Source organism: Boseongicola aestuarii (assembly GCF_900184815.1).
Classification (GTDB): Bacteria; Pseudomonadota; Alphaproteobacteria; order Rhodobacterales; family Rhodobacteraceae; genus Boseongicola; species Boseongicola aestuarii.
The window spans coordinates 19,128-40,848 of record NZ_FXXQ01000002.1; the positions used below are offsets into that span (position 1 = coordinate 19,128).

The 21,721-nt window shown below is 57.0% G+C and carries 22 protein-coding genes; 12 read left to right on the forward strand and 10 right to left on the reverse strand.

Annotation, left to right across the window (positions count from 1 at the left end; all coding sequences use genetic code 11):
- Positions 1–48: 48 nt before the first annotated feature.
- From BOA8489_RS03015 to BOA8489_RS03030, 4 genes are read left to right on the forward strand one after another with little or no spacing between them, the layout of a single operon-like run.
- Positions 49–972, forward strand: a complete 924-nt coding sequence (locus BOA8489_RS03015) for an ABC transporter permease (protein ID WP_093972526.1) — start codon at positions 49–51, stop codon at positions 970–972.
- A 1-nt stretch (position 973) separates the two neighbouring features.
- A complete protein-coding gene (locus tag BOA8489_RS03020) occupies positions 974–1,840 on the forward strand; it encodes an ABC transporter permease (RefSeq protein ID WP_093972527.1) in 867 nt (288 codons plus the stop codon).
- A complete protein-coding gene (locus BOA8489_RS03025) occupies positions 1,837–3,522 on the forward strand; it encodes an ABC transporter ATP-binding protein (RefSeq protein ID WP_093972528.1) in 1,686 nt (561 codons plus the stop codon). The genes BOA8489_RS03020 and BOA8489_RS03025 overlap by 4 nt, the downstream gene beginning before the upstream one ends.
- The gene (locus BOA8489_RS03030) at positions 3,519–4,475 is read left to right on the forward strand and encodes a DUF6963 family protein (protein WP_093972529.1); all 957 of its coding nucleotides are present in this window, start codon (positions 3,519–3,521) and stop codon (positions 4,473–4,475) included. Before BOA8489_RS03025 ends, BOA8489_RS03030 begins: the two co-directional genes overlap by 4 nt.
- Before the next feature lie 376 nt (positions 4,476–4,851).
- Here BOA8489_RS03030 and BOA8489_RS03035 read toward each other — a convergent pair whose 3' ends face one another.
- Positions 4,852–5,730 (reverse strand): LysR substrate-binding domain-containing protein, encoded by an 879-nt coding sequence (locus tag BOA8489_RS03035; protein WP_093972530.1) that lies wholly within the window; start codon positions 5,728–5,730, stop codon positions 4,852–4,854.
- Between the two features lie 45 nt (positions 5,731–5,775).
- Between BOA8489_RS03035 and BOA8489_RS03040 the strand changes: the two genes are divergently transcribed.
- The 3 genes from BOA8489_RS03040 (at position 5,776) to BOA8489_RS03050 (ending at position 7,782) form a co-directional block, all read left to right on the forward strand.
- Positions 5,776–6,057 carry a hypothetical protein gene (locus BOA8489_RS03040; RefSeq protein WP_141138228.1) on the forward strand — a complete coding sequence of 94 codons (282 nt, stop codon included), beginning with the start codon at positions 5,776–5,778 and terminating at the stop codon, positions 6,055–6,057.
- A 722-nt stretch (positions 6,058–6,779) separates the two neighbouring features.
- Positions 6,780–7,421, forward strand: coding sequence for a hypothetical protein (locus tag BOA8489_RS03045; protein ID WP_093972532.1), 642 nt, complete (start codon positions 6,780–6,782; stop codon positions 7,419–7,421).
- A gap of 100 nt (positions 7,422–7,521) precedes the next feature.
- Entirely contained in the window at positions 7,522–7,782 is a 261-nt protein-coding gene (locus BOA8489_RS03050; protein ID WP_093972533.1) for a hypothetical protein, read from the forward strand.
- Between the two features lie 54 nt (positions 7,783–7,836).
- Here BOA8489_RS03050 and BOA8489_RS03055 read toward each other — a convergent pair whose 3' ends face one another.
- From BOA8489_RS03055 to BOA8489_RS03065, 3 genes are all read right to left on the reverse strand, one after another.
- On the reverse strand, positions 7,837–8,541 hold the full coding sequence (locus BOA8489_RS03055; protein WP_093972534.1) for a L,D-transpeptidase: 705 nt from the start codon (positions 8,539–8,541) through the stop codon (positions 7,837–7,839).
- Positions 8,542–8,619: 78 nt separating this feature from the next.
- Positions 8,620–8,922, reverse strand: a complete 303-nt coding sequence (locus tag BOA8489_RS03060) for an SHOCT domain-containing protein (protein ID WP_093973011.1) — start codon at positions 8,920–8,922, stop codon at positions 8,620–8,622.
- 264 nt (positions 8,923–9,186) lie between these two features.
- Entirely contained in the window at positions 9,187–9,885 is a 699-nt protein-coding gene (locus BOA8489_RS03065; protein WP_093972535.1) for a helix-turn-helix transcriptional regulator, read from the reverse strand.
- A gap of 142 nt (positions 9,886–10,027) precedes the next feature.
- Here BOA8489_RS03065 and BOA8489_RS03070 point away from each other — a divergent pair, with 142 nt between their 5' ends.
- The 4 genes from BOA8489_RS03070 to BOA8489_RS03085 all read left to right on the forward strand — a co-directional run bounded on the left by BOA8489_RS03070 (position 10,028) and on the right by BOA8489_RS03085 (position 13,269).
- Positions 10,028–10,384, forward strand: a complete 357-nt coding sequence (locus tag BOA8489_RS03070; protein ID WP_093972536.1) for a VOC family protein — start codon at positions 10,028–10,030, stop codon at positions 10,382–10,384.
- Positions 10,385–10,528: 144 nt separating this feature from the next.
- A complete protein-coding gene (locus BOA8489_RS03075; RefSeq protein WP_093972537.1) occupies positions 10,529–11,539 on the forward strand; it encodes an AraC family transcriptional regulator in 1,011 nt (336 codons plus the stop codon).
- Between the two features lie 96 nt (positions 11,540–11,635).
- Positions 11,636–12,691 carry an MBL fold metallo-hydrolase gene (locus tag BOA8489_RS03080; RefSeq protein ID WP_093972538.1) on the forward strand — a complete coding sequence of 352 codons (1,056 nt, stop codon included), beginning with the start codon at positions 11,636–11,638 and terminating at the stop codon, positions 12,689–12,691.
- Between the two features lie 68 nt (positions 12,692–12,759).
- Complete coding sequence (locus tag BOA8489_RS03085; protein ID WP_093973012.1) at positions 12,760–13,269, forward strand: anthrone oxygenase family protein; 510 nt, start codon at positions 12,760–12,762, stop codon at positions 13,267–13,269.
- A 139-nt stretch (positions 13,270–13,408) separates the two neighbouring features.
- On the opposite strand, the gene BOA8489_RS20700 is transcribed toward BOA8489_RS03085, so the two are convergent.
- The 5 genes from BOA8489_RS20700 to BOA8489_RS03115 form a co-directional block, all read right to left on the reverse strand.
- Entirely contained in the window at positions 13,409–14,971 is a 1,563-nt protein-coding gene (locus BOA8489_RS20700) for an SDR family oxidoreductase (protein ID WP_245813646.1), read from the reverse strand.
- 17 nt (positions 14,972–14,988) lie between these two features.
- The gene (locus BOA8489_RS03100; RefSeq protein ID WP_093972539.1) at positions 14,989–15,363 is read right to left on the reverse strand and encodes a hypothetical protein; all 375 of its coding nucleotides are present in this window, start codon (positions 15,361–15,363) and stop codon (positions 14,989–14,991) included.
- A 31-nt stretch (positions 15,364–15,394) separates the two neighbouring features.
- Positions 15,395–15,595: a hypothetical protein gene (locus BOA8489_RS03105; RefSeq protein WP_093972540.1), complete on the reverse strand. Its 201-nt coding sequence runs from the start codon at positions 15,593–15,595 to the stop codon at positions 15,395–15,397.
- 28 nt (positions 15,596–15,623) lie between these two features.
- On the reverse strand, positions 15,624–15,986 hold the full coding sequence (locus tag BOA8489_RS03110; RefSeq protein WP_093973014.1) for a glycine zipper family protein: 363 nt from the start codon (positions 15,984–15,986) through the stop codon (positions 15,624–15,626).
- Positions 15,987–16,093: 107 nt separating this feature from the next.
- Entirely contained in the window at positions 16,094–17,119 is a 1,026-nt protein-coding gene (locus BOA8489_RS03115; RefSeq protein ID WP_093972541.1) for an AraC family transcriptional regulator, read from the reverse strand.
- Positions 17,120–17,662: 543 nt separating this feature from the next.
- Here BOA8489_RS03115 and BOA8489_RS03125 point away from each other — a divergent pair.
- Entirely contained in the window at positions 17,663–18,133 is a 471-nt protein-coding gene (locus tag BOA8489_RS03125; protein WP_093972543.1) for a hypothetical protein, read from the forward strand.
- A gap of 55 nt (positions 18,134–18,188) precedes the next feature.
- Here BOA8489_RS03125 and BOA8489_RS03130 read toward each other — a convergent pair whose 3' ends face one another.
- Positions 18,189–21,638 (reverse strand): trifunctional glycoside hydrolase family 18/polysaccharide deacetylase/glycosyltransferase family 2 protein, encoded by a 3,450-nt coding sequence (locus BOA8489_RS03130; protein ID WP_093972544.1) that lies wholly within the window; start codon positions 21,636–21,638, stop codon positions 18,189–18,191.
- Positions 21,639–21,721: the final 83 nt, after the last annotated feature.

A 21,721-nucleotide genomic window follows, 5' to 3' on the forward strand; every position in this document is an offset into this window, starting at 1 on the left:
GCTGCCCGCATTAATGCGGGCGGCGCACCCCGAAAATAAGGTCTTGCCATGTGGCGCTTTATCGGCACTCGCGTTGCGATGGGTGCTTTGACAATTTGGGTTACAACGATGTTGGTGACATTGTTGATTCACGCCGTGCCAGGCGACCCTGTCCAGATCATGTACGCCCAAAGTCAGGGTACAACTCCCGAGCAGATCGAACAGGTCCGCCGTTCGCTTGGACTCGACCGTTCTATCCCAGTTCAATACCTGATGTATCTTGAACGTCTTTTTCAAGGCGATTTGGGCAATACGATCCGCGGCGGTCAACCGGTGCTTGAGGTGATCATGCAACGCCTTCCCAACACTCTGGTTTTGGCTGTGGCGTCGATGTTCATTGCAATCGTCATCGGTGTGCCTATCGGCTTTCTGGCCGCATATCGCGAAGGAACAATAGTCGATATCGGCCTGATGGTGCTGGCCATTGCAGGCATCTCTATGCCCCACTTCTGGCTTGGGCTTATGCTACTGTTCTTTTTTGCGCTCGAATTGGGTTGGCTGCCCGTCAGCGGCAACGGCCCTATGAATCTGATCCTGCCTGCGCTAACGCTGGGACTGTCAAACGCGGCAATCTTTGCACGTCTGACCCGATCCTCGATGATCGACGTGATGAACCAGGATTTTGTTCAGACCGCGTTTGCAAAGGGTCTTCCTAAAGCGATCGTTCTGCGCCGCCACGTGTTGCGCGCAGGTCTCTTGCCGGTCGTCACCATGATGGGGCTGCAATTTGCCTTTATGATGGGGGGTGCCATCGTGGTCGAGAATATTTTCTCGTGGAATGGCGTCGGTCGTATGGCCGTCGAGGCGATTTTCCAGAGAGATTACCCCATTATTCAGGGGTTTATCCTGACTTTCTCTGTTGTGGTCGTTGTTGTGGCAATCGCGGTTGACGCCTTATACGCCGTCCTTGATCCACGTATCCGGAGGGCATGAGATGGGCATTTTATCCGATGTCCCGACCCGCTCTGCGCCTCACGGATTTTGGCGCAGGTTGCTACGCTCACCTAATGGGGTTGTCGGATTGACCATTGTATTGGGTCTCGTGTTCTGCGCCATGTTTGCCGAAGTGCTCGCGCCTCACAACCCATCCAAGATGGGCACCGGCGGACGGTTTCTACCCCCCGGAGGGGATTTCTTTCTGGGAACGGACGAGTTCGGCAGAGACATGCTATCGCGCATTCTGCATGGCAGCCGTATCACGCTGTTGGTCGGCGCGGTTGCTGTGGGAATATCACTAACGACAGGAATGCTTGTCGGCATGATCGCTGCATTCTGGCGCGGTTGGGTCGAAGCGGTTTTGATGCGTAGCACCGACGTGCTGTTTTCCTTTACCGAAACACTCATCGCGCTCAGTTTTGTCGCCGTCTTGGGCCCAAGCCTGCAGAACGCAGTGATTGCGGTCGGAGTGGCTGGTATTCCGTTTTATGCACGAACCTGTTATTCGGCCGCGTTGGTTGAGACCTCTAAGCCATATTTCGAGGCCAGCATCGCCGCAGGTGCAGGCCCTGCACGCCTTGTGTTTGTGCATCTTTTGCCGAATGTCTTGCCCACAATGATCGTTGTCGCAACATTGGGCGTCTCGACCGCTATTCTTGCAGCGGCTGGGCTGAGTTTTCTGGGGCTTGGTGCACAGCCACCGACCTCAGAATGGGGCTACATGCTTGCCGGTTCACGGGACTACATCAATCGCGCGCCCTGGTTGATGACAATACCGGGTCTTGCCATCGCAATTACTGTGTTGGGTTTCAATCTGCTAGGAGACGGACTTCGAACCAGCCTCGATCCGGTAGAGCGCCGATGAGCAGCGTCTTGCTTTCAGTGCGCGATCTTTCGGTCACGCATGGATCTGGCACGCGGGCGGTTCCTTTAGTGCACAGCGTCAATTTTGATCTGGCCCGCGGACAAATTCTGTCAATTGTCGGCGAAAGCGGGTCTGGCAAAAGCATGACCTCCAAGGCGCTGATGGGGCTGTTGCCGCCTAACGTCACGGCAACAGGTGAGGCGCAGTTTCGCGGGGCCAACCTGTTGGACAAAAACATCGCACCCCCGCGTGGGACTGGTATCGGCCTTATTTTTCAAGAACCAATGACGGCGCTGACCCCGGTTCTGACGATTGGCATGCAGTTGACCGAAGCCATGGTCGTGCATGGGTTGGCGGACGCTCGCGACGCCAAAGCCCGCGCCATCCAAATGTTAGAACGGGTCGGCATCCCCAACCCTAAACAGCGAATGACTCAATATCCGCATGAACTTTCTGGTGGCATGCGCCAAAGGGTGATGATTGCCATGATGATGTTACTGGAACCTGATATCCTGATTGCGGACGAGCCGACCACCGCATTGGACGTCACGGTGCAGGCGCAAATTCTGGACCTGTTGCGTGATATTGTGCGGGACACAGATGTCGGCCTGATCCTGATTACCCATGATATGGGGGTCGTGGCAGAGATGGCAGAAGATGTCATGGTAATGAAAGCCGGACGCGTGGTCGAGGCCGGTTCGGTTCACCAGATATTCCAGGCACCAGGTGACGCGTATACCCGCGCCCTTTTGGATGCAGTCCCATCGGTCGAAACCGCATCTGTTGATTCCAAACCCACCGACAGCCAAGCGCTTTTGTCCATAAGACACTTGTCAAAGACGTTTTCCGGCGGCCGCGCTTTTGGCATCGCGGCTTCAGTGACCAGAGCGGTCGACGATGTTTCGCTCGACATCATGCCGGGCGAGACGCTGGCTTTGGTCGGAGAAAGTGGCTCCGGGAAGTCCACCCTAGGCCGCATCCTCGCCCGCCTGACCAAAGCGGATAAGGGTAACGTGACGCTGGCGGGAACCGATCTACTTTCATTGGAGGGTGCGCCGCTCCGGCAGGAACGACGCAAGATTCAGATGATTTTTCAGGATCCCTATGCTTCGCTTGATCCGCGCCAAAGCGTCGGGGCGGCCATTGCAGAGCCAATCAAGATTCAAACGACGTTATCGAAAGCAGATCGTGCGAAACGGGTTGCTCAATTGTTGTCGCGTGTTGGGCTCACCCCCGATATGGCAAGCCGTTTCCCGCATGAATTCTCGGGCGGCCAACGACAACGCGTTTCGATTGCCCGCGCGATCGCTGCAGGGCCCGAGTTGATCATTGCTGACGAGCCGACATCCGCTCTGGATGTGTCCATTCAGGCGCAAATTCTTGATCTTTTATCTGATCTGAAATCTGAAAACGGGCTGACAATGCTCTTCATCTCACATGATCTTGCCGTTGTCCGGCAGGTTGCAGACCGCATCGCCGTCATGCGCGCCGGTAGGATATTGGAGTTTGGACCGACGGAAGCGGTCTGGGCTTCGCCGCGCCATCCCTATACCAAAGCCTTAATTGATGCCGCACCGGTGCCAGACCCAAGCCGCAAACGCTCCGCGCGCGCGCACGCCCTCGATACTTTCCCTATGACGCCCCTTATCGAGGCCGCCCCCGGTCACTGGGTGGCCCTATGACAATTGGCATCGTCGCATTTGGCCCCAATGCAGGAGCCGGTATCGTTGCTGGCCTGAACACTGTCGAAAAGAATGGGCGGGGGGCCATTGGAGGCTTTGTAAGTCTCGCGGCGTTCACCGAAGATGGCAGGCTGCTGCGTGCAAGCATTCAAGACGGCGGCTCCAAAGCGCTGTTTGGGACGGATGTGCCGACGGAGATTGGACGGGCAAAACTCGTTGGCCTGATTTCCAGTGGTCCCAATCGGCCCGAACCGTTGTCTGATTTCATTGCCGCAGAACCCGGCGTCGGGATTGTCACCGGACACCGCATGCCGCAAACACGCGTTGATAATGGAATTGCTTTGAATGCTCTGGTCCTCGCTAAGATGAAATCGGGTTTGCATCCGCAGGCTGCAGTTGATCAGGTCATCGCAATGTACCCCGATATGGATGCTGGATTTCTGGCCTGTTCGACGGATGGATCTATAGGTTCTGGAAGTACGCAATCAGTTCTGGCCCGCGGCGATCAGGCTGTGAGCATTCTCGAGGCGCCTCCAGAAATGGCATTTGTCGCCAGCATTCATAACGCCATCTTTCCGTTCCATCTTATCTCTAAGCTCGCGAACGAAGTCGCTTTGGACACTATGCTACACCCGGACACGCCCGTCGGTTGGGTCAAAATTGTGTCTGGCATCATGCTGGAGCGAGGGTTCGAGGCACAGATTCACATCGGGGCAGATGGACAGATAGAGCGCATCACCATTCCTAAAGACCACTTCTTGAAGGGAAGTTGGTCCGTTGGACTTGGAGACAAGGTAGCAGTGATGGCGAGCGGTCAGCACTTAGGATGGCTGGGGTATGAACCGTTCATGACGCTTAAGAATGGGCAAGTCCAAGACATAGATGGCCATAAGGAAATCAACATTCCGTTATTGGGCAGTCTCCCATTTGAACGATACAGAGACGTGTCCTAACACACTCCATGGCTCTATCGAAGTTTGATCCCTGTCAATTGGGCGGGAGCACGTCCGCTTCGTCCGCATAGCGGACATTGATGCGCCTCAAAACGAATGACTGCTATGCAAGCCGAAGCGACCTTTCGGTGCATCAAATTGGATGTCAGCTATTGGTACTTCGCTGCCGTAGCGAAACTCTGGAAAGCCCTTTCTGGTTTCTCAGTGCAATTAAGCGGTCAAACTGCGGTTTTTGGATTGGTCTTCTTTTGTTGAGGGCCAGCCAGGAACGAACAACAGAGGCATAATTGATCTACAGCATCAGTCGATTGGTTCGTTTCAGTCTTTTGTGACAGGCAATTTGTCAGTTTATCGCGTACGTAAGATTCTCTATCCCTCAATGACTTGCGCATTCGTCAAGCAGCCATTGGCTGACAGCGCGAACGGCTTTGCGGCGTCCGGCTCTATTGTTGACAGCAAGATAGTACCCTCCAAACGGGATCTCGAAGTCGGCGAGCTCTACCAACGCGCCCGACTGACGTTCTGGTTCACAGAGGTTCTTATCCATCAGCACCGCTCCAAGACCCGCGACCGCCGATTGGATTGCGAGTAGCGCGCCGAGCGGGTGGGGCAATGCGAGGTCCGGGACCTCTTCAAGTCCGGCCCGCTTGAACCAGTCCGGCCACAGGCGGAACGTCGCTTCCTCAATCAAAGGGCCCGAGGCAAGGGCCTCAAGATCCAAATTGCCATTTGAAGTCGGAGCAAAACCAGGCGCCGCATAAGCGCGAACTGCAGATTGAAACAGTAGATGGTACCCTTTAACTGGCTGTGTTCGAAGGTAGCGAACGCCAATGTCAAAATCATGGGCCTCGATATCCATGACCTCTGTTGTGACCGACAACTTCAGATCAATTTCGGGGTGGCGTGCCTTGAGGCTCGCAAACCGCGGGATGAGCCACTTCTGAGCAACAGTGTTTTCTGTCGTTAGGGTCACGGCGCCTTTGGGTGGGATCGAAAGTACCTCAGTCGCTTCGGCGATCCGGTCGAAGGCCGGCGTGATCTCGGTCAAGTATGCGCGACCTTGATCAGTCAGTGCCACGCCGCTTTTCTGGGTTTGGAAGAGATGAACGTTAAGACGCGCTTCCAGCCCCCGAACATGCCGGGAAATCGCTGAGTGGGAGACGTTCAGCTCTCCGGCGGCCTTGGTGAAACTCCCCAATCGACCCGCCGCTTCAAAGGCGCGCAATGCGTTTAGAGGGGGCAAAAGTCTCGGCATACCGCATTGTGACTTTTTGGAACAATAAGTGTCAAGGAACGACGTTTGAGTGCGGCAGTCACCATCATGCAGGGTTGTCGTGAGAATAACCTGGAGGCGACATTGAAACCCATCAATGAAAAAGAGTTTGAAATGCGCGAAGCGCAGGTTGCGCAACAACACCTCGGTCGGATTGGCCTATTGGAAAAATGCTTAGCCGCAATCATCCCGTCGTTTCAATCACTCAACGATCCAACCCATCTGACAGCCCGAATGCGCCGAGATGCAGGAATTGATGAGCTGGAAATCGAGAGAAAGAAGCTGGCGAGAGCGCCGCTGATCCGCTGAAAAACTTCAGATCAGGACAGCATGCTTGTTGTTCACAGCCTACGGACTCTGCGACCGTGCCTCAGTGCTACATCTCAGAGACGGGCACGAGGACTCTATCTCTGCGACGATCTGGGCTTTGCGCACTTTGCGGCCGCTCGAGCGATTTGCAGCATTCGACAGCTTTGGGCACGAAGCTGCCACTCGCTGCGGAACACACGAATGTCAGCAATGCGGACATAGCGACCTCACTCAGCATCTTGCTCTGTGCGATTTGATACACGAGGCAAAAAGGACGCAGACGACATCGCATGGTGGTATTTTTTGTGGTACTTATTTTTAGGGCGCTATTTTAATAATTATATTTCATGCTCTTACCGCAAAAATATTGCTCCCCTACGGGCTACCACTCCCCCCACGCAACACATTATTTCTAAAGTACTTCCGGCAAAATGCCGGTGGCTTTGCCAATCGTCTATGCGACCGGAAATACGTGAATACGGTCGACATAAGCCCCTAACGGTCTTTGCCGGCAATGCCCCCCAGAGACCGCTCTAGGAGCGCGGCCCCGACGTAGGAGCGCACCCATTGAATCATTCGCAACAGAACGCGTTTCGAAGATGCACGATCAAGCGCGGACCTTTATTGGGACCAACAGCCACTCGAAAAACGCGTCTGAGTTCAAGACTCGATGTCATTTGTGATACAAGATGAAGATCAACACAAAGGACTGAGCAAACTCTTTGGATCGGTTTTTTTCTGTCGACATGCCCGGGGTGCAGTTCCTCAGGAATGTTCTGGTGTTCAGTCTTGCGGGATTGCTTCCGGTTCTGGCGCTTTACGTGGCATTGTCGCCCGGATTTGCCCCTGCACTCATGGAGGGAGGACCATCATTTCGCCGTTTCGCGCGGCAGGTGATGACCAACGGGCTTCCTGTGGTTTTCGTGGTGAACTATGTCGGGTTCTTCTTATTCGCCCTTACGCGGCGGACGTCTGCAAAAGAACGCGATCCCTCAGTCTACCTGGTTCTGGACTTGATCGGCAGACTGACGCTCTTCGTCGGACTTCACGCGGTCATCTATGTGTTGTCTGCCGATTGGTTCGGCTCGTTCGGTGGCAGTCGCACGACTGCCTTACGTGTCGTCGGGCCAACCCTTGCGCAGTCCGCACTTTTTCAGAACATCTCGGGGGTGTATCTTTATGCAACGCTGGTGAGCGCGTTGCCTCTCTATGCATCGGTCATCGGACGGTCGCGACGGCTGCGGCCGCTGGCGGCTTTGGTTCCGCTTGGCATGGGCGCGGCTTTGCTTTCGGTTTGTTGGTTTTTGCTGGCTGTCGCGCTATTGACGGTTGGTGCGAGGTTTTTGGTCGTCTTGCAGAGCTGAGGATTTGCACCCGCCGATTTGCGAATGCCGGGTGGAGAATGGTAGCCATGTGCCCTATCTTTCACGCCAGACCAGTCATCGCTTTGCAGGAACCCACCCAATGAAGAATATCTTCCGCTGTTTCGGACTATGCGCGATTTTGTCGGCTTGCGATGCAAGCGCAACGGACAATAACGGATTTATCCGCGAGCTACCGGAAGAAGCCATCGCACTGGCTGCGCCAAATCAGAACCTTCAGGCGGTCGAGTTGCCCGAAGACGACAATTGCTATTGGTATCAGCACGTCGGCCCGGTTGAGACGACCATGCTACCCCTGCTCAGTAATCGCGGACGGCGCATTTGCGTTCAGCGGGAAATCTAACTCAATAAAATGTCTTTGTGTCGCGGTTCTTTCGCACGCGCGACACCGGAGAACTCAGGCCGAATAGAGATATGCCGTCGCACCTACATCGACCTGGTCGTACAGGCCGATGATGTGCGCCATGACCATTCGCACACATCCCGAACTTGCGCGCCCGCCGATGGATCGCGGATAAGGCGTGCCGTGAATACGCAGATATGTGTCCCGATTGCCCACAAACAGATAAAACGCTCTTGATCCCAGAGGATTTCGCGGTCCGCCATCCATTCCGTCGGCAAATTGCTCGAAGGCTTGGGGTTCGCGCTCAATCATTTCGTCCGTGGGACGCCATGTCGGCCATTTCCGTTTCAGCCTGATTGTGTAAGTGCCGGGTTCATAGAGGTTACCTTTGGCGATCGCGACGCCGTATCGCATCGCGGTTCCATCCGGGTTGATGCGGTAGAGATATCGCGCCACCGCATCGACATGAATGTCACCCGGCACCAATCCGTCGTTCGCCTCAACACGTTGCGGAAGAAATCTTTGATGAAAACCCCAGGGATTCGATGTGGCGGGGTCATAATTGGCGGGCGTGACGCGCGCATCCCATGCGGACCACATACTGCGATCAGAGATCGGTTTTCTTGCCGGTGGCTCCCCGGCCTCGCCCAACGGTGTCACTTCGCCGCCCTGGTCTTCGGCCTGAGCCCAAGCAGCACTTGCCAACGGCGCCGAGAAAAGCGCGCCCGTGGTCGATATGAAATGTCGTCTTGTCAGCATGTCTGAACGTCTCGGTACTTTTGAACAGCTATGCCCTTTGCAGAAGTAGCATCCGGCGTTTGATCTTTACCGGGGTTATTACCGGTTTTCCATCAAAAGCTTCTTTCTTGCCGAGTAGTCGTCCGCGTCAATCTCGCCACGCGCAAGGCGAAGGTCAAGTTCCGCAACCGCATCGGGTTTGCCTCGTTGAGGCCCATTGTCGTCCATCCGGCGCACAAAAAAGATCACACCCGCAACCACCAGACCCAATACGATAATCCAGAGGATCGGGCCGAACATCATCCCCACGCCGCTTCCCCACCCCGACATGTGACCGTAACCATCCGGGTCGGCGAGAACCGGTGTTGCAAAAAACACAGCGCAAATCCAAAGACGAGACATGGTTTCCTCCAGATATTGTTGAAGTGGGATCGGCTTTATCAGGCCGGATACGTCACATAGTACGCCCTCAACCATCTGATTTCACGAGGAGAATTGTATCAGTTTGTAAGGCCGAACGGCACAACCCCAAGGCGAAGGCCTGAAGCCACGAAACGTTCAGTGCAAGGCGCTGTGCGAAACCGCAAAAACGCGTTGGACTGAACAGCCTCCCACCCTTGATGTCAGCAGCGCGTGAATTCGATGCGGGACGGTCCTGTTATGGCCTCACACCGATAGGTCATCGTGGCTGAGTGACGGTTGGAAGGCCTCTTTTGACAACAAATGGAAACGCGTTCCCGTCTTTTGGGCGGCAAGCAACCGATCACACCGGAAGGTTCTCGGCTCCTGCCTGAGATGATCGAAGGCGACGACGTACCAGATGGGATACTTCAGCAACAGGTAATGTGGTTCGATCTGCCTTTCGGAGGTTGCGCCGTCCTCTCTCTGGTATCGGACGTCGAGGACCTCACGATCGACAAAGGCCTGATGCAAAGCCTGCACAACCCTTTTCGGTGGTGCCTTGGCACTTGCCTGGACGTAGGTCGATGCGGTCACGCCAATCAGTATGCGGGATTTCAGCCGGTTTACCGATGCGCGCTTTTCGGGCGAAAACGAAGCCACCAATTGTCGCCTGACCGATCCGAGGTTTGCCAGAAACAGAGGCGAATTCATCTGTTCTGCGACCGCAATGCTGATGAGCAGATCGACGGCTTCGGAATAGTCCAGATTGACCCGGCCAACGCCCCAGTTGCGGTCAAGCCGTACGCCGCCGCCCCGCCCGCGATCGGCGTCGATCTGCATACCCTGCTCCCGCATCAGAGCCAGATCGCGCGAAATTGTTCGTGTACTGACGCTGTAGTGACGCGCCAGATCGCGAACGGTGCAATGCGTGTCCTGTTTGAGTTGGACTGCAAGCAGTTCCATTCTTCTTAGTCGATCATGCGCATTTGCCCGTGCCATGAAACAAATAGGACATAAAATGTCATATTTATCAATATCAGGAGGATCACCAGAAACCAGCCGACCGACCCTCATTGGCAAACATCGGCTTAAAGGAGATCACCTTATGAGAATGAACTACTTTGTCGTCGGGACAAACAACATGGACGCGGCCAGAACGTTTTATGACGCTCTTTTTGAGCAGGTGGGTCTGCACGGAGTGGCTCCATCCGAGCGCATGACCTACTGGCTTGGCGAAGATTTCGCCTTTGCAGCCGCGATACCGTTCGACACAAGGCCAGCCACTAACGGGAATGGCACGATGGTTGGATTCTGCGTTGGTTCAGAGGCCGAAGTCAGGCGGCTACACGCTTTGGCGCTTGAAATCGGCGGGACCTGCGAAGGTCTTCCGGATCAAAGGGGGCCTCGTTTTTCGGCCTATGTCAGGGACCTCGATGGCAACAAGCTGTGTTTTTCCGATTGAGGCAGCCTGACCCGCGCCGGTTTATTCCGCAGACGCGGCACCACGCCCTGCACAGGCATGGTGTTAGCGTTGCCGCACATACCGAAAACAGCACGACATCCCAAGGGCTTGGTTTGCGATAAAAGGGCTATTAAACTGGGTTTCATGGGCGAGGTGACGTCTCTTTTTGCACGAAAAATGGTCGCCGTGGCGGGCGAGGCGATCGACGCGCGCGATGTGCTTAACTCTGTGGGTCTTGACCCCGATGGTCCGTGGGATCCATCGGTCATGCTTGATGAGGCGGTCTATTACGACATGCTGGAACTGATGGCGACGCAGATGGGGGATGCCACCACTTCGCTGCCGCTGAGGGTCGGCGACACGATGCGCCCGGACGAATACGGCGCGCTTGGCCTTGCGTGGAAGGCCGCGCCAAACCTGCTTGGATCATTTTCCCGCGTTGCGCGATACGCCCGTCTTTGGACCAGCATCGTGCAATACGAGGTCCGGGACACCGATCAGGGTGTGCTGTTCATTGAGGATCGCAAAGGCGCACGACGACTGGGAATGCGTCTTTCGATTGAGGCGGATTTGGCCAGCGGCGTCTCCCTTGGCAGACAGGTCACGGACTCGTCTTTTGCGCCACGCGCCGTTCATTTCATGCATCCCTCGCCACAAACAGTGCGGCATCACGAGGCCTTTTTCGGCTGCCCGGTATATTTCGGCTCGGACATGGACGCCATGTTGTTGTCGAAGGAATCCCTGTTGCGCCCAAATCTGCTGGGGGACCCGGGGATCACGCAGTTTCTGGTGTCGCATCTTGATCAGGAGCTTGCCGAGATCAAGGACGAGGACACGTTGGAAGACAAGACCAAGAACGCCATCGCCCGGGCACTGAGCGAGGGGTTTCCCAAGGTCGATGACGTTGCGCGTGGGCTTGGACTGAGCGTGCGGTCGTTTCATCGGCGTCTTTCCGAAAACGGGGTGAGTTTTCGGGCTTTGACTGAAGACACGCAGCGCGAGATTGCGGTCGGTATGCTGCGCGATCACAGGTATTCCCTGTCCGAGATTGCCTTCATGACGGGTTTCTCCGAACAAAGCGCCTTTAGTAGAGCCTTCAAACGCTGGACCGGGAAAACCCCGGCGACCTACCGAAAACACGGCCCAAACGGCTGATTGGCAGGATCTGTCAAAACGCTGGCAGCGCCGGTCAAGATCAAGACACGCTCTACCCGATATCCCCCCTTCATCGCTTAACAAGGGAGATATCCGATGCGACCTATCACGACCATTTCAACCATCGCCTGTCTTGCCGCTCTGGGACAATTCCAACCGGCTATGGCTGCGGGTGACCATTCTCATAATCCGTCCAATACGATTTCAACCGAAGTCGACCACCCTGACAGTTTCCGTCATTTCGCGCCCGAACTGCCGCAGATGCGGGCGCGGGTGCCAGAAGTGAACACCAACGTCGGCCTTCATGTCAGCGAGATCGACGCCGGGCTCTTTTTCGTCACCGATATGATCTATCAGTCTGCGTTTCTTGTGACGGATGAGGGCGTCGTCGTGTTCGACGCACCGCCCAGCATGGGTGAGCGCCTGCGGACGGTCATCGAAATGACAGCACCAAACGTGCCGATCACGCATTTCATCCTGAGCCACAAGCACGCCGACCACAACGGCGGCGGATTTGCCTTTGCAGACATCGAGGGATTGACCGTGATCGGGGCGCAAGCCATCGCCGAAAGCCTGGCGACCAATCCGCTGCGCGGCGTTCTGATGCCGACGGACGTGTTCGAGGAAGAATTGTCCCTGACCATCGGGGATGTGCCGATCGAATTGCAGACCGCCAATTTCCATTCGACGGATACGGACGTGATGATCTACCTGCCGGATCATCAATTCCTCATGGCTGTGGACACGATCACGCCCGGCGAAGCTCCGTTCATGAACTTCGGCGCGACTAGCAACCTTGATGGATACATGCAGAATTTCGAGACCTTGTTGTCCTATGACTTCGAGCATCTCCTATCGGGGCATGTCTCGATCCTTGGCAATCGCGCAGACGTTGAAATTGCTCGGGATTATGCCTTCGACGTCCGGGATACGGTGGGCATGCTTTGGCCCGGCTTCATGGACCGCTTCATGGCCAACATGGAGCTTACCGAATTCCAGCACGGCAACCTCGCCTATCGGATGACGATGGAGGAGGTGCGCGACGCATGCGCCGATCAGATCATCGACCGGTGGCAAGACAAGCTGTCCGTTGTCGATCTTTGGGCCGATAGCCACTGCGAAACCATTGTCATCCACTCAATCATGCACTGACTGCAAAGCGCGCGCGTTCGGGCTACCGGATGCGCGCGCATGTCGTCCTCTTCAAAAAGGATACTCTTATGTCGACCCCTGTCTTTTTCTTCCTACAGTTCTCTATTCTCGCCTATGCGCTGGTCGCGGGCGTCTTCCTGGCCTTTTCGGATTTCATCATGCGCTCACTAGCCCACACCGGCGGCGACGGCGGGGTGGAAGCCATGCAGGTCATCAATCGCGAGGTATTCCGCTGGGTGTTCATGGCCCTCTTTCTGGGTATGGCAGCCCTTTCGTTGATCATCGCGATCTACGGCGGCTACTTCGTAGGCGGCAATCCGGGCAAACTGATAGCGACCGCCGGTCTCGTCTATTTCATCGGCTGTTTCGGCGTCACGGTCTTTTTCAACGTTCCGATGAACGAAGCCCTGGCGGGTATGGAACTCGGCTCGGATGGAACCCGCGATTACTGGCTTCAGACATACGTCCCGCGCTGGACGTTCTGGAACTCGGTCCGCACGGCGGCTTCTGCGCTTTCAGCGGCGCTGTTGATGTTCGGGCTGCTCTGGATCACGCAGACACAAAGCCAGCAAATGTGATCCGGTTTGCAGGTGGACGCCCCTCTCAGCGTTGGCTTGAAAGGACCGGGTGGCGCGGGGGGTGGTCCTCCGGTGCGCCACCCGGTTCTCTGACCTCATGGTCCGCAGGCCCCTTGATAGCCGCGATGCGCGACTTCGCTCAGCTTTGTGAAACAGGTCTCGCCCACAACAGATTGACGCCGACGGCAATGAACCATGCGATGCCACCAAGGCCGAAAACCGCACCTGTCACATCCCCCAGTGCCGGTAAAATGGTCGCCAATCCTGACGCGCCGGTAAGCACGCCCAATCCGATGGTCACCTTGCCCAGAGACCGTCCAGACCATGCCGCAAGGCTGACAGTGAGAATCCAGACTCCACCGGCAATCTCATTGCCACCCCCCAGTCCAAGTTCGACAGCATGGAGCATTTCCCAGACCTGCAGGGCGCGCTCGGGATCGGTTTCGGCCAGGGTGGCGACCCGCTCGACCGCGACATTCGCGAGCATCCCGACGCCCAGCACCAGTGTCGACCAGATCACGCCAAAACCCAGCGTCACAGGCGCCCAGTCCGGCGAGGCGCCCTTCAGACGAACGCTCAAGGCAACGACCAAGACCAACAATGTCAGCGCGTTGATGATGTAAATTCCTGTGTTCCATGCGATCATCACTCCTTGATCGGTGCGGATGAACTCCACGACAGCCACGACATCAATGTCGCTCGTGCCATAACCCAACCCGGCCAGAACCGTGACGAGCAGAGTGAACCCGAAAATATACGTGCCGGCACAGACCAGCGCGGCAAGACCGCCAGTGGATTGTAAAGTCATGATTTTTTTTCCTTCGTTGGGAAACCGGAGCAGCGTCTCGGTTGTGTTGGATGAAATAGCGATGCCCTTGAAGTGATCCTTGAGGCGGTGCGTGCCGTGGCACTCTCCCACCATATCGAGCGCCATTGCCGACAAGAAGAACTGGGCCGGTCCGTAGATCCGTCGCGGCGTCAGCAGCGGCAGCAGGCAAAGCGCGGCCCGGCGCAGCGCATCCGGCAGGTATGTTATGCGGATTGGCATCGCACTGCAGGCAAAGGCCAGTTCTGCAACCTCGCGCAAACTGAAAACCTCGGGGCCACCGACATCAAGCCAGGTTTTTTCCTGCTCAATCGCATCGGCCGTCGCCGCCGCCAGATCCGCTCCGTGGATCGGGTTGATCCGCTGCGTTCCATCCCCGAAAAGCCAAACCCGCCCGGCTTTCGCCATCGAGAGAATATCGCCCATATCCGAAAAATACCCCGACGGTGCGATCAAGGTCGCCTCCAGCGGACTTTCGAGCAGCTTGTCAACGAAGGCCGCCTTGGCTGCGACCATGGGCACGTTGTGCAACTTGTCGCCTTTGAGGACATGAACATATGCAAAGCGTGTCACCTGAGCCTTTTCGGCTTCCCGCAACAGGTTCAGATTGGCTTGATAATCCACATCCCAATACCCCAGCCCATCGACCTGTCGCGTGATCCCAAGCGCAGAAATCACAAGATCAATACCTTCCATGATGCCCACCAGGGACTTCGGCTCGGTGGCTTGTGCTTCGATCAGTTGATCAGCGCACAATGATCTGGCGCGCGCGGCATTCCGTACAACGGCCGTCACATACCACCCGCGGCGTTGATATTCTTCACACAGAAAGCGGCCAAGATACCCGGTCGCGCCTGCGATGAGGACGGTTTTCATGGTCTGGACTCCTGGGATCAAAGAAACGCAACGCAGAGGGCGGCAGCAACCATGACGCCGGTTACCGGAGTCCAGAGCAGTCGTTCGGGACGCGACGGGCTGATAGCGTTTGCGATCATCGTCAGGACGGAAATCCCGACCGTGGCCCAAAAAAGCGCCGGTGCCACCTGTGCCGCGATGACACCGCCACGGGCCAGAACGCTCCAGATCATCGCAACCAGAATGGCTCCCTGCACGACGGCCAACCCCCTCCACAGGGGTGGCAAGGCGCCGGGAAACCGTCCGCCGTTGGCGAAGCGGCCCAAAGGGGCGCCAAGGGCAAGCGCGATTTGCATCGCGATCGGCATGGCCGCAGAAACGGCATAGATGCAGGCTGCGATGAAGGGCGTCATATCTCGTCTCCTGTCTTGGAACGGTAACGGGTCAGCCCCGAGATTGCCCGTCCCCCAATGTGGGGAAAACACCGTTCGTCGTGGTAAACGCCTGCGCGTCAACAAGTCCGGCGTCACGTCCCGAGTTGCTGGACCGCGCGATGGCGTGCTTTTCGACTTGTGCGAACTGCCCGGTCAAAAGCGCATGGAGTGCGGCAAAACGCTGGGAGCGGCAACGGATGATCTGGCTCATGTTATGGTCTTTCCTTTTTGCCCGGGGTCTATCCGACAACCGCGTGGCCACGGCCGCGCAGACATTCGATCACGATCGACTTTCGACGCTCGGATACATCGACGGCGCTTGCAACTCCGCCCACCAAAGCGCCTGCGACAGCCCCACCAAGGGCGTCACCGCTGTCAGCCTCTCCCAGAAGCGCACCCGCGCCGGCTCCCATCACGGTGGCCGCGATCGTTTCGTGATCGAACTGGTCCTGCGCGCGCGCCAGCAACTGGCAGGCGGAGAGATCGCTTTGGAACTCTGCCGTTGGCGCGCCATCCAGAATGGGTGTGTAAGACGCGCCAGTATCGGCGCAGGCAGCCAGAAGCCCGGCGCTTGCAATGGCGATGATCGTTTCTGTTTTCATGGTCTGAGCTTTCTCGTCAATCTGATGAAAGAGGAGATAGGCAAACTCGGCGCGTCCATGCATGACCGCTCGTACCACTGAATTGACACTTCGTAACAGATTGCGCCTCAGGCGACCTTGCTGAGATAGGCCGTCGGGCTGTGACCGGTCCACCGCTTGAAGGCCCGCACGAATGACGAGGCTTCGGAGAACCCGAGGAGATAGGCGGTTTCGTTCACCGTCACTTTCTGCGCCTCGAGGTAATCCAGCGCCATTCGCTTGCGCAGATCATCATGAACCTCGCCAAAAGTGAGGCCTTCCTCCTTGAGGCGACGATAGAGCGTCTGGCGGCTCATTCCCACGTCCCGTGCCACGCCATCCATCGATATACTGCCCTCGTGCAGTCGCGGAAGTATCTGCGCCTCCACAAGACCCCGCGCGGTTGTATCGGCTTCGAGATCCTTCAGCAGCGCGTCTGCATGTCGGGTGAACACTCCAAAAGCATAGGCGTGCCCTGGTTCGAAATCGGAACTTTCCGACACCCAGACCGGGTCGATGCGCAGCGCGTTGCGCGGTGCCTCAAAGCGCACCGGAATACGGAACAGGTCGGGATATTCAGCCACATGCGGTGGCGCGGCGTACGTGACCTCCATCTCGATCGCAAAGGTGACATCCGGGAAAGACCTGCGAAATTCGCTGATAAACCGCGCAAACGAGGCTTCTGTGCCAAGATATTCCGTGGCCGGCGCGATCAGGTGATCGACGATCCATAAACCCGCGGGTGTCTGCAAAAGCTCATAGCGGTCCCCTGCACTGCCGGGACTGACATCTGTCATCAGGCGGATGTAGCGGTTGAGTTGTTCGATCGAATGCGCAAGCGACGCCGAGGTGTGCACGATCTGACCGACGACCGAGATCATCTGCAACTCGGACTCGAAGGTGTGGCGCAGCAAGAGAGCGGTGTCGCCGGTTTCCTTGATCCCGGCGGCAATCAACGCCTGATAGGATGAAACGGGGATACGGTTGTCCTGATCGCTCAGATCAGCCTCGCTCAAGCCACTTGCCTGCAACAAGTAGGCGCGATCCGCCCCCCTTTCGACGGCAAATTCGGCAAGTGCCGCGGCAAATCCCGCTGCCATTTTCGGTGTGCTCATTCGATCTTTCCGGAACGCCTTAAGAAATGGGGCACGTTTTTTTCCATTTATACGGACCTACGACAGATTTTGAAGCGCCTGACCTGGCGCTTTCTGCAAGCCGCACCCCGCCATACCGGGGCCTCCTTGTTCCTCCGGTACCGGTTGCAGGAGGATCGGGTTTTCGGCGTGCCCGTCTGTCTGGCAACTCCGCGAGCGGGAATCCGCCAAAAATCTCAATTCATATGGAAATCATAATGTGAACATAATATCGAACGCTTTCGATCTTAAAGAAATGGGCGGCGCGGCTCCGGTTTTGTTGTCGAATGTGCCGTGCGCGAAAAAGGAGACGATGACCGGGACAGATCGAAAACGCAGTTCCTGGAATTTAGAGTTGGTTTATCTGCGGCCGTTGTTGCTTTGGCCGCCCGCATGTCGACTGCGCTTGGTCCAAACGCAGTCCATGGAAACAGCACACGAAGGCCGCACGTCGCCCTGAGCGCACCGCGGCGATTCAGCGGGAAATGACCAGATGGCCCGCATTGAGACGATGAGGAGAGAACCATGACCATAGGAAATGCGGCAAAGCCGATCTTGATCCTGGTATTGTTGTTTTTCGCGTCCGCCGCCGCGGCGCAGGTGACTTGCAAGGGAGAATGGCGAAGTGCGGCATTGACCAACTACGAGAGTTATCCGGACCCCGGCGGCGTCGAGTGCGTAAAGTATAACGGCTGCAAATGGGCCGGACAGTTTTATGGCGTGAACGGCAAGAAATCCGAGACGTGGGTTGCCCGCAACAATATCGCTGCGGTCCATCAGAAGCATTGGCGTGAATACGGCGGCAAGACTTTGCGGCTTCGCAAAGGGAGCCGGGAGATCTTCGTCAAGGTGCTCGACTTGTGCTCCGACTCGGACTGCAACGGTTGCTGCACCAACAACCTTGGTGGTGACGGTTACCTCATCGACATTGAAAAATACACCATGCAGCGGTTTGGTTCCGGCTCGGGCCAGGTGAATTTTCAGGTCTGCCGCTGACGCGCCCGAGATAGACGCGCCTCATGCAGGTCTAGGGACTGCGCAATTCGCGCTCTCACTCCAGGCTGGGCGATGAGCTTTCTCTACCGTTGCGGATGTCCTCGACAATCCGGCGCTTGCTGCGCGGCATTGACAGCGCTTCCTCGGGGCTAACCGTGGCAGTGCGGGTGACTTTGCGCCACCCTCCGAAACGCCCTGTCAGCGCACGCGCAACCGACCAGAGCACGACGAACCAGAATATCTGACGATAGAAAAACCGCTGGGTCAGAACGGCGGGCAGTATCCGCCTGTCTTCGTCGCGTTCAAGGGACATGGCGATTGCGGCAAGCAGCATGTCCGAAAAAAGGTAGGCCAAATAGCCAACCACGATCGACATGGAAAGCGGCGAAACACCATTTTCGCCTGCGGACATAAGGCCCGAGAGGATCTGGGCCAGGTTCACGATCAGGACGATATCGGCAAGTGGAGCAAACAGTGAAAACAGAATGCCGAATACGAGCATATCGGGAATTGCGACAAGCCCCACCGCCCAGCGCTCGCGGATAGCAGTCTTGTGTTTCCACGCGGCTTGCAGCATTCCAAAGGTCCAGCGAATGCGCTGGCGGATGAACTGGCGGATCGTTTCGGGTGCTTCGGTAAAGGCCTTTGCATTCGGTTCGTAGTTTACCTGATACCCGGCACGAATGATGCTGATCGTCAGATCCGCGTCCTCGACCAGGGTTTCCGACGAATATCCCGCCGCAGCATCGACCGCTTCCGCGCGCCAAGCGCCGATGGCGCCGGGAACAACCATGATCCCGTTCAGAGTCTCATAGGCGCGACGATCGAGGTTCTGCGCGGTGATGTACTCGATTGCCTGCAACAAGGTCAGAAGATTGCGTCGATTGCCGACCTTCACGTTGCCCGCGACAGCGCCGACTTTCGGGTCCGCAAAGTGACTGACAAGAAAACGTATGGCGTCGGGTGCGAGGATCGTGTCCGCATCGACTGCTACGATGATGGGAGTGGTAGCAAGCGCGTGGATGTGGTTCAGGGCCTCAGCTTTGCCGCGGTTTTCCTGCACCACCAACCGCACCCGGTCGTCAGGCCCAAAAGCCTGCCTGACCGCATCGGCAGTACCGTCAAGCGAGCCATCGTCGACCACGATCACTTCTTCGATCGGGTAATCCGATGCCAGAACGGCGCTGATTGTCCGCACAATCACCGGCTCTTCGCAATAAGCGGGAATGGCGACGGTGACGGCAGGGCGATAGTCGGATGGGGACCGAAGGTGCCGGTGCTGGCGCAACGCCAAAAGGACGATCAGTGTCGAACGGAAGACCCCCGCAAGGATCGTCACGAAGAAAATTGTGGTCAGTGCGGTCTGGAACGCGCGAATGCCGGCAAATGAGAAATGACGGAGCGGATCGGTTTCTGCTTGAGGCGACACAATGACCAGTTGCTCCAGCGCCGGGTAAAGGCTTGCCAGCGACACGAACTCGAACCCCTGTTGCCGGGTGGCGGCAATGACGTCCGGAAGGGCGCGCACCGTCTGTGATCGGTCACCGCCTCCATCGTGCAACAGCGCAACTCCGCCGCCTTTGGCCAAGAACGACCCTACCAGCGCGTCGGTGATATTCGCCACGCCCCTTCGCGACCAGTCAAACGAGTCATGTTCTATTCCGACGACAACATACCCTCCCGAAAGGATTGTGCGAAGGGCATTGGCTTCCCCGATGGTCTTGGGATCTTCGTCCAGCCCGTAGGGCGCGCGAAACAAAAGCGTGTTTGTGCCGGTAACTTCGGCCAGCAATTGCTGCGTGGCGTGCATTTCCATCCTGAGGCGGAGCGCGCCGATATCGGCCAGATTCGGGTGGCTGTAGGTGTGAGCGCCGATCTCATGACCTTCGGCCACGATACGTCGTGCAATTTCGGGGTATTCGAGGACTTTCGAGCCGATCAGGAAGAACACCGCAGGCGTGTCGTGGACATCGAGGATGTCGAGGATTTCAGGCGTGTATTTCGGGTCCGGCCCGTCATCGAATGTCAGCACAACGCCGCCGACTTGCTGTCCGCCGTGTCGCGTCAAAGTATATGCTGTCGGCAGGACCGGATAATGCATGCCCACGATGCGGCCCGAGCCTTGGTCAAGCGTCAGTCTGCGCAATCCGTCATGGGCACCAATCCGAATGGACAGCAAAGCGCCCTTGCCTTCATAACGAACGAAGTCCGGTGCATTTACCCGGTAGGCGGCAACGGCGCTGGAAGCGCCTTCGTCGGCGTCATCGACCAGCAATGTCCAAATGGCCGGATCTTCGCCACCCAGCGGCCATAAGGCGAAACCTCCGGTGGATCGCCCTTTGAGGCCCTTCAGGGTATTGTGCGCCGCGACGGCATCAAGAACCCACATCTGGTGCAGGCGGCCCTCAGCGTCTGTGAAGGCGGTGGTTGTATTCAGACTGTGCGGGTCCAGACGGACCGTTGCCGCGAACAGGCTGGCATTGGTTGTCAGGTCGAAATACCCGATCTCTTCAGGGATGGGGTTCCCGCTTGTCCAGTTCACTCCCAGACTTCCAAGTCCGACGACGACTTTTTGCGCGTCGAACCGGTTGAAAAGCGAGGCGAATTTCTCATCGACAGCGTCCTGAGGTGCCAGGGGGCCGGGCGCGCTGAAAGGACCGGGCAACTGAAAACCAAGAGCAATCAGACGGTCGGCAAGGTCCGCGGCGTCCGGACTGTCCCACAGCGGATCGAAAAGACTGGCGACAAGACAGCTTTCGCCGCCGATACCGGCCAGCGCGTCACGCGCCGTGGTCAGGAATTCCACGACGTTGCCGAGGTGGTGCTGCGGTGCTCCGGTCACATCGAAGCACAGCCCGTCGAAGTTGTTTTGCTCCACGATTCCGGCAGCCGAGGTTGCGACGGCACGTCTTTGCGCGTCACTCTCCAGCCAGGTATTCCAACGGTTACTGTCTGGTCCCGACAAGCGGACGACGGGCAGCAGCCGCTTGGTATCACGATTGAAATCGATGAAAAGCCGCAGATCCCGTGTGTGGTCTGCGGTCAATTCAGCGATGCCCGCTTGCTCGGGATCGATCGCGAACAACTCCGGCAAAAGCACGTCGATGTCGTCGATGCGCGCTTTCGCAATGTCGAGCGCCTGGCGTGACCAGAACGGAAAGAACGCATGAATTTCAACTGACGGCGCAGACGCGACAGGGGCTTTGGGGAAGCGCGTGATGCGCGGTCCGGGAATGACCATAGGCGCCTCGGGCGGTTCTGATCGTGTCAGGGCCGCGATGCTATCGGCGGCAGCCTTGTCGGTCGGCGCGCCGACCTCGAACTGGCCTGGAAGGGCTGGCAGCCTTGCATCATAAAGCGATTTCGAGAAGGAAAATGCCCAGACCAGCACAAGGATAATGAAAGCGAAGAACAAGACCGAGACAACCGTCAGCCTGTGCGACGTCGGATCGAAAAAGACGGGTCGCACCTTTCGGTGGTTTCCAGGCTGGTCAGGTTTCTTCAAGGTCTCTCCGCGGTGGACGTGGGTCCAGTTTTTCAAGGACAGGCGTCAATTCTAACCAAATCAAATCCAAGCCAAATTGCTTT